This window comes from Acinetobacter sp. M5A5_2a (genome assembly GCF_053345265.1).
In genome coordinates, this window is the sequence record NZ_JBKEZV010000008.1 from 318,348 (window position 1) to 324,814 (window position 6,467).

Genomic DNA, 6,467 nt, shown 5'->3' on the forward strand with positions numbered 1-6,467 from the left:
ATAATCGTAGAGGTTTTGAGTGTCAATGTGATATTGACTAGAAAATGGTTAAATAATTATTGTTTTTCATTAGATTAGAGTATTAAATTACTTAGTTAAAAACTCATTATTAGCTCATCTTTAGTTAATATGAACCACTACTTAATAATATATTTTATCAACTACTTTAAAATAAGGATAATTATGTTAGACCTAGACGAAATGAATGGGAATTTTTTTAATTTTGATCATGTAGATACATTCAAGCTAGAACATGATCCTATAATGAATTGCTACAACCTTGTTTTGATTCTATCTAAGGATTTACATGATCCTTCATCCCCTAAATTTAATGTATGCTTTAACCATATTTCAGATTTAAGTCTGAATGATAGTTTTAGAAATAATTCTCAACAATTCCCTTCTTTAATTATCGAAAAGCACAAAAATCAGTGGGATAATGTTAATTATGAAATCAGACAAGTGGAAGATGAAGACTTAAGTTTCAAATGCAAGAGTTTTAATGCTTTCTTAAGTTAATATTTTGATATTTAATACCTTATCCGATCTCTAAAGAGTCCTGTTTAGTCACTCTTAATGAAACAGTACTCTTTAGTCTATCAAAACTCCTATTCAGAAAAGTTTGATGTATAGAAACAATGTAGGGTTGCTCAGCCCAAAATATTGCTTGAATAATCAGTTTCTAATGAACCTTATGAAATTCATTCTTTTAATTTAATTTTATTTAGTGCCACACATAAAGCTTTCTTATCGGCTTCTTTAAGTTGAGGATGCTGTACAGACCACATGTAGCCACAGCTATGAGGTGCTTTGTTATTATTTTTCTTAAGTTCATAGGCAATATTTTTTAAAAGCTCCGTGTTTAGCGTACTAATTTTTAAACGTACTTCTGCTAAATCTTGGGGCTTCCTATTGGTTTCCGGACTCGATAACCAGTCTGCTCGATATCGGTACTGAATTGCCTTAGCAACATTCATTTGAGTCACGATAAATGGCTTCACTGTTTCGCTATTTAAACCAAAAGATTCAGCTTCGGAAACAGATTGATCGAGAACTTTCTTTTCTTGAGTTAAATCTTCAATCGGCAAATGCTGCTCTGCTTTATAACCCGCTACATCCTTCATATAAGATAAGCGCTCGTTAATTAAACGGGCAGTTTGATCATATTGATATGCTTGCGCTAATGAAGAAAAGCACATGAAAACTGCCAACGTACAAACCGCCTTAACAGCTTGCTGAACACGCTTAATTTTTGCCATGTAATACCTATCGAAATTATTGTTTTGTCATCATTCCAGATCAGTACTGTATTTTAACAACATGCAAAAGTAAAATTTCAAGATAGGCTAAGTTCTTGGCTCCATGCCGAATCAGGCTGCTGATAGATGTGTTGGCACACTTGCTTTACAGATGAAATAAAGTACTGGTTTTGTCCATCCCATTTCTCAACCATACAATAGGTGATATGAATGCCTTTAGGTTGAAACTCTCTTGCCAATGACTGGGCTAAAGCACGAACGCCCGCAAACATGCTTTGGCTTAATACATCATAATGAGTCGAGTTGCTAAATGGCGCTCCAAGAAAAATAACTGTGCCCCGCTGTTGTTTTAGCATGGGCTTAATCACAGCTTGCGCTACACTCACAGCACTTAAACCTGTGGTCTGCCAACGGTGCTCAATCTCTTCTAAAGATAAAGTCTCAATATTTGGCGAAGATGAAAAGTTCGGCTGAAACACACACAGTTCAATTGTATGTCTGTGACTGGAAATATAACTCAACAAGCTTTTTAAATGATCAGCATTCACCAAATTCAAATGAACTGCTGTTACGCCATCATTTATAGAATGGGCTTGCATATTCTGCACGGCTAAATCATGCACAACTTGATAAAGATGTAAGGAAAATTGTGCGTTTTTATCTAGAATTACAAAGTCACGCTCAATCAGTTGTAAATCATGACCAGCAACGACAACACAACCCTGCTTTTTTTGAAATCTTAGAAATATTTTTTTTAGCATTTTAGTCTCTCAAAATTTTTCTTGATAAGGGCGTAAATCCAACTCATGTGTCCAAAGCTCAGGTGTTTGTTGGTAAAGCATCCAATAGTTTTCTGCAATTGCGTCAATATTGAGTCCACCCGTTCCACGCGTAAGACGGGCTAAACGCCCTAGGCCAAATAATGCTTTATTCACTCTATCGCCATCGACCATTCCATCAATAATCACATGGGCAATATGTATGCCTTGTGATTTATAGATTTGAGCTAAATTTAGTGCATACGCTCGTAAGGCAGACTTACCCATCGTAAAAGCTGCAAAAAAAGGTTTCCCGCGCAAAGAAGCACTCGCCCCAGTAAAAATAAGCGTACCGTGGTTTTGATCTTTAAAGATTTTTAGACAGCTTTGAGAAACTAAATACGCCGATAGAAAAGTGGATTGCCACATTTGAGTAAAAAACGATAGCGGACTGCGTAAAAAAATTGAGGGAATATTCCCTCCTACATTGTGAATTACAGCAGTAATGCGCTCATTTTGACTAGTAATTGTGTCAAACAAGGCTTGTACTTGCTTTACATCTTCTGCATCTAAACGAAATGCAACAGCGTCACCGCCTTTCGAATGGATTTCGGCAGCCACTGCTTCAATTTTTTGGAAAGTACGCCCAGCGACATAAACTTTTAAGCCTTCTTTTGCAAAACGATGGCACACGGCTGCACCAATACCTTGTGATGCCCCAACGCCAATAACAACTACACAATCTAATATTTTATCTGGTGTTGCTAATGCCATAATCGTTTCACCCTGTTTGTTTTTTATACCATAATGCAATAGACGGACGATCCAAAATTTCTTTACGAAACTTTTTGCTTGTGCGAATCACTTCACCTAGTTGAGCGACAACAGCAATGTCTGCAATTGTCTGAGAGTCTCCAACCAACCACTCACTTTGTGATAAGACTTGTTCAATGCGGCCTAAGTGTCTTCTAAACTCTTCTTCAACATGCTCAGCTTTCATTCGGCCAAGGCCCTGAAAGAAAAGCTGTGTTTTCAATTCGGCTAAAATAAATCCTTTTACCATTGGCTTTTCATAAGATGGGCGGCCAATACTACTAATACGAATTGCTTCATCTAGGGCTTCTGGATCATTTACTCGTAAATAGACTTCATAAAAATAGAGAGACTCATCTGCCCAGTCTTCCCATAACTCTGCAAGTGCCTTTTGATTTGGATCTTCTGGATAGAGCCGAGGCGTATCTGGATAAGTTTCATCCAGATAACGAGCAATTCGAGTACTATCTTGAATACGCTGACCATTGTGGTCAATTACAGGTACTTTGCCCACTTTACTCAATAAAGGAACTTTTGCTCCCAAAATGCCGTTATAGTTAACTGTTTCAAATGAAATTCCTTTAAATTTCAAAATTCTTGAAACTTTCTGACAAAATGGGGAAATCTCCCATTGATGCAAAATAATATCCGACATTGATTTACCTTTATTTTAATTGCCTGTTTTGCTTACTAGTTCTTTTTTAGAACTAATCAATAAATATACAGTATGTATTTTTAAGTCAAACTGTTTTTGATGACGGATAAGTTTCAAAAAACCAAAATTATTTGATTTATATCGTTTTATGCTCAGCCAATTTTAATGAATATAATTAAAATTACGCGGAACCATTTTTACTAAAATAGAACCGCGTATAGACTCGAAAAGTTAATAAGTCACTGTAACAACAACACTGTCAGAATAGCTGCCTGGTGTACTTGCGATGGAAGTACCTTGCGGAATTTTTCCATACACTGGAGTAGTTTGAGCACTGCCTGAGCCTGTTTTTGAGACTCCTCCTGCCCCTCCAACATTGGTTACGCCTCCTGTAGCATCCCACACCGTACTATAGTTAGAATCTTTATATAACTGATAGGGAATAAATTCATTATTGCCATTGCTCATACGCCTAAATCCACCAGCAATACGGTTGTTTCCATCGCCTAAATAAATGCTATATGGCGTTCCAAAATTACAGGTCGAATTTACAGCTCCTTGCGCTGTGTAATCCTGCTTAGTCGTACTAATATCATTAATATTGCCGAAATCTACAGTTGAGGTTGAGTTTAATTGGCACATACTTGGTACCACAAAGTTTGCTGTTAAAGTTACATTTCCAGAATCCCAGCTGAGTAAATCGCCTAAACATAACACCGCTAGAAGATCCATATCCCAAAATAGTTGAACCGTAGCTGTATAAGTTCCTTTAGGGTATGCAATGAGCGACCCCGTTCGGGCTGGTACTTTCACATTTACTGAGTAATTAAGAATATTATTTGAAGCGAGTGTTACCACTGGACCATACCAAACATTCGAAGTTTGGTTGGTGGTAGAAGAACCTGCACCACCTAAAGTTGCCGTGACTGTATAAGGTAATGAAACACTGTTAATTGCATTTGTGGTTCCCGTAAATACAGTCTTCATACACATAAACGGAGAGATCTGAGGTATTAGTCCTCCATTCGTGCAAGTAATTGTTCCTGAAAGGTTTACAGTTGCATCACTATTAATATTTGCTGCCGTATAGGTAAACGTATTATTTGTGGTTCCAGCTACCGTACAAGCAGCATGTGCCGGACTAAAAAATGCATAAACGAGATAAAACAAGCAAATACCTATAAAGTATTTTAAAGACAATGAAAATTTCTTATAGCTCTCTATTTGAGCCTTATTCATAATATTTAATGACATACATAAGGTCCCAATTTTTTAGTTGAGTACTGATTACTGTTATAGGTGAAGTCAACTTGGCATGAACCATGATCCAGAAGATCTACTTCAAGTTTGTTTTGTTTTAAGAGGTTTGGAATAAATACTTCACCATCGTAGCCAACCACCCCATCTTGCTGCCCATTAATTCGAACGGTATAACCCGGCAATAACGCTGAGTTATTCGAATCAACAAGTTTTACTAACCCTGAAATGACCTGATGAGCGCCAAAATCAATAAGGCCACCTTGGCGATAACCTACAACTGTTTTTTGATCTGTAGATTTAACACTCCAATTCAAAGGAAGATACGATGGATCTAAATAAATATGGTTCTCTTTATATGGCATGAGACTAGGAATCAGAAATCTGCCAGAATTATCAGTTACGCCCAAGTTGATTCCACCATTTATAATTTGGCTTTGCGGTCCAGCATTGGTCACAACTGCATAACCATCTCCAATTTCATTGGCCGCAAAGACTCGTCCCGCTGCCGCAACCAATGAACCTGTCGCTGAAAGTGCAACTTGGTCGTTATCTCCAATTCGGTTATATCGACCCGTCAGGTAAGCCGCGCGAGCACGGTAAGAGCCATAAATCGATGCATTGTTTTGATTCGCATCCTGATCGCGTTCAACATAGCCGCCCCATCCAAATGAACCGATTTGAGGTTCTGATAAACCGAATATTTCTTGTCGATAACTCAGCCTGCCACCATCATTAGATACACTTGTAATCGCATTAACTCGAGTAGACGGTGTATAACGCAGCGCAAAGTAAATGCCATAGTCGTTGTGGTTTTCATAATCTTTATACGCTGAGCTATAAAACCCCCAGTTCTTATTCAGGCTTCCGCTTAAATTGGCAGAGACTAACTTATAAGAGTTCTCACTAAATTTAATCTGGTTATAACCCAGATAGGCGCTATACCCTTCGTAAAAGTTATAGCTCATCCCCGCTCTAAAAATCTCATCTGCCAGTGCACTGTAGCTCAGATAGTTCTGTGGCTCAGAAGTAATCTGGTTATCTTTTAAATATCGAACTTGGGACACACGGGCAAGGTCAAAGTAGTTATCAAATACTTTGCGGTAACTGCTATTAAATGAAATATTCTTGCTGATACGCCCTTCCAAACCAACCAAGGCAGAATAACCGTTTTCATCTTTATATTGGCTTGCTGCAATGTCAGCATTAATTACCCCAAAACCAAACAGGTTCTTGGCAAAACCAGTGCCCAGATTTGATAGACCATCTGTAGAAGCCTCTGCACCGCCACTTAAAGTCAGCGAGTTGCTGTAGCCGTATCGAATCGCACCCGAAGCAAAGGTGGCATCATCATAATCGTTCGAATACAACCCATAGTTATAGCGTGGAACTCCAACGTCTACTGAAAATTCATTAATGCCTTTTGCCAGAATTTTAGATGAAAAATAGTAAGCCTGTTTAGTAATGCTCTGCTGACCCGTTGCATCAGTGGTCACAAGCGTGACTTCATTTCCCGAAATAAACGGGAGCTGCTTAATATCAAATGGGCCTGAGGGAACAAGCCCTGAATAAATCTTTTGCTGGTTAACGTATAAATCTAAAGTCGAAGGCAGTGCAGCCGAGCCAGAAAATTGCGGTAATGCCGAAGTGACAATATCACCACGTTGGGTGTAAGCACTCGACCACTGAAAACCAGCAAGACGTACACTATTCCCCCAATCAGAA

At 38.2% G+C, this 6,467-nt stretch carries 7 protein-coding genes; 1 reads left to right on the plus strand and 6 read right to left on the minus strand.

Annotated elements, in window-relative coordinates; genetic code table 11:
- Positions 1 to 183 precede the first annotated feature (183 nt).
- Positions 184 to 519, plus strand: coding sequence for a hypothetical protein (locus tag ACLBWE_RS12085; RefSeq protein WP_447603096.1), 336 nt, complete (start codon positions 184 to 186; stop codon positions 517 to 519).
- Positions 520 to 701: 182 nt separating this feature from the next.
- Here the strand turns inward: ACLBWE_RS12085 and ACLBWE_RS12090 are convergent, their stop codons facing one another.
- The 6 genes from ACLBWE_RS12090 to ACLBWE_RS12115 all read right to left on the minus strand — a co-directional run.
- Positions 702 to 1,259 (minus strand): chorismate mutase, encoded by a 558-nt coding sequence (locus ACLBWE_RS12090; RefSeq protein WP_447603098.1) that lies wholly within the window; start codon positions 1,257 to 1,259, stop codon positions 702 to 704.
- Positions 1,260 to 1,336: 77 nt separating this feature from the next.
- On the minus strand, positions 1,337 to 2,020 hold the full coding sequence (locus ACLBWE_RS12095; RefSeq protein ID WP_447603100.1) for an SDR family NAD(P)-dependent oxidoreductase: 684 nt from the start codon (positions 2,018 to 2,020) through the stop codon (positions 1,337 to 1,339).
- Between the two features lie 9 nt (positions 2,021 to 2,029).
- Positions 2,030 to 2,791, minus strand: a complete 762-nt coding sequence (locus ACLBWE_RS12100; RefSeq protein ID WP_447603102.1) for an SDR family NAD(P)-dependent oxidoreductase — start codon at positions 2,789 to 2,791, stop codon at positions 2,030 to 2,032.
- 7 nt (positions 2,792 to 2,798) lie between these two features.
- On the minus strand, positions 2,799 to 3,485 hold the full coding sequence (locus ACLBWE_RS12105) for a glutathione S-transferase family protein (RefSeq protein ID WP_281830951.1): 687 nt from the start codon (positions 3,483 to 3,485) through the stop codon (positions 2,799 to 2,801).
- Between the two features lie 231 nt (positions 3,486 to 3,716).
- The gene (locus ACLBWE_RS12110) at positions 3,717 to 4,739 is read right to left on the minus strand and encodes a Csu type fimbrial protein (protein WP_447603105.1); all 1,023 of its coding nucleotides are present in this window, start codon (positions 4,737 to 4,739) and stop codon (positions 3,717 to 3,719) included.
- Positions 4,730 to 6,467: fimbria/pilus outer membrane usher protein (locus tag ACLBWE_RS12115; protein ID WP_447603107.1), on the minus strand; the 1,738-nt coding region annotated here is incomplete at its 5' end. The genes ACLBWE_RS12110 and ACLBWE_RS12115, both read right to left, overlap by 10 nt.

What these genes read in the sequence shown, in the direction of transcription:
- ACLBWE_RS12090 (WP_447603098.1), bottom strand. Translation starts at nt 1,259, where the DNA reads ATGGCAAAAATTAAGCGTGTTCAGCAAGCTGTTAAGGCGGTTTGTACG.
- ACLBWE_RS12110 (WP_447603105.1), bottom strand. Translation starts at nt 4,739, where the DNA reads ATGTCATTAAATATTATGAATAAGGCTCAAATAGAGAGCTATAAGAAA.
- ACLBWE_RS12105 (WP_281830951.1), bottom strand. Translation starts at nt 3,485, where the DNA reads ATGTCGGATATTATTTTGCATCAATGGGAGATTTCCCCATTTTGTCAG.
- ACLBWE_RS12100 (WP_447603102.1), bottom strand. Translation starts at nt 2,791, where the DNA reads ATGGCATTAGCAACACCAGATAAAATATTAGATTGTGTAGTTGTTATT.
- ACLBWE_RS12095 (WP_447603100.1), bottom strand. Translation starts at nt 2,020, where the DNA reads ATGCTAAAAAAAATATTTCTAAGATTTCAAAAAAAGCAGGGTTGTGTT.
- ACLBWE_RS12085 (WP_447603096.1), top strand. Translation starts at nt 184, where the DNA reads ATGTTAGACCTAGACGAAATGAATGGGAATTTTTTTAATTTTGATCAT.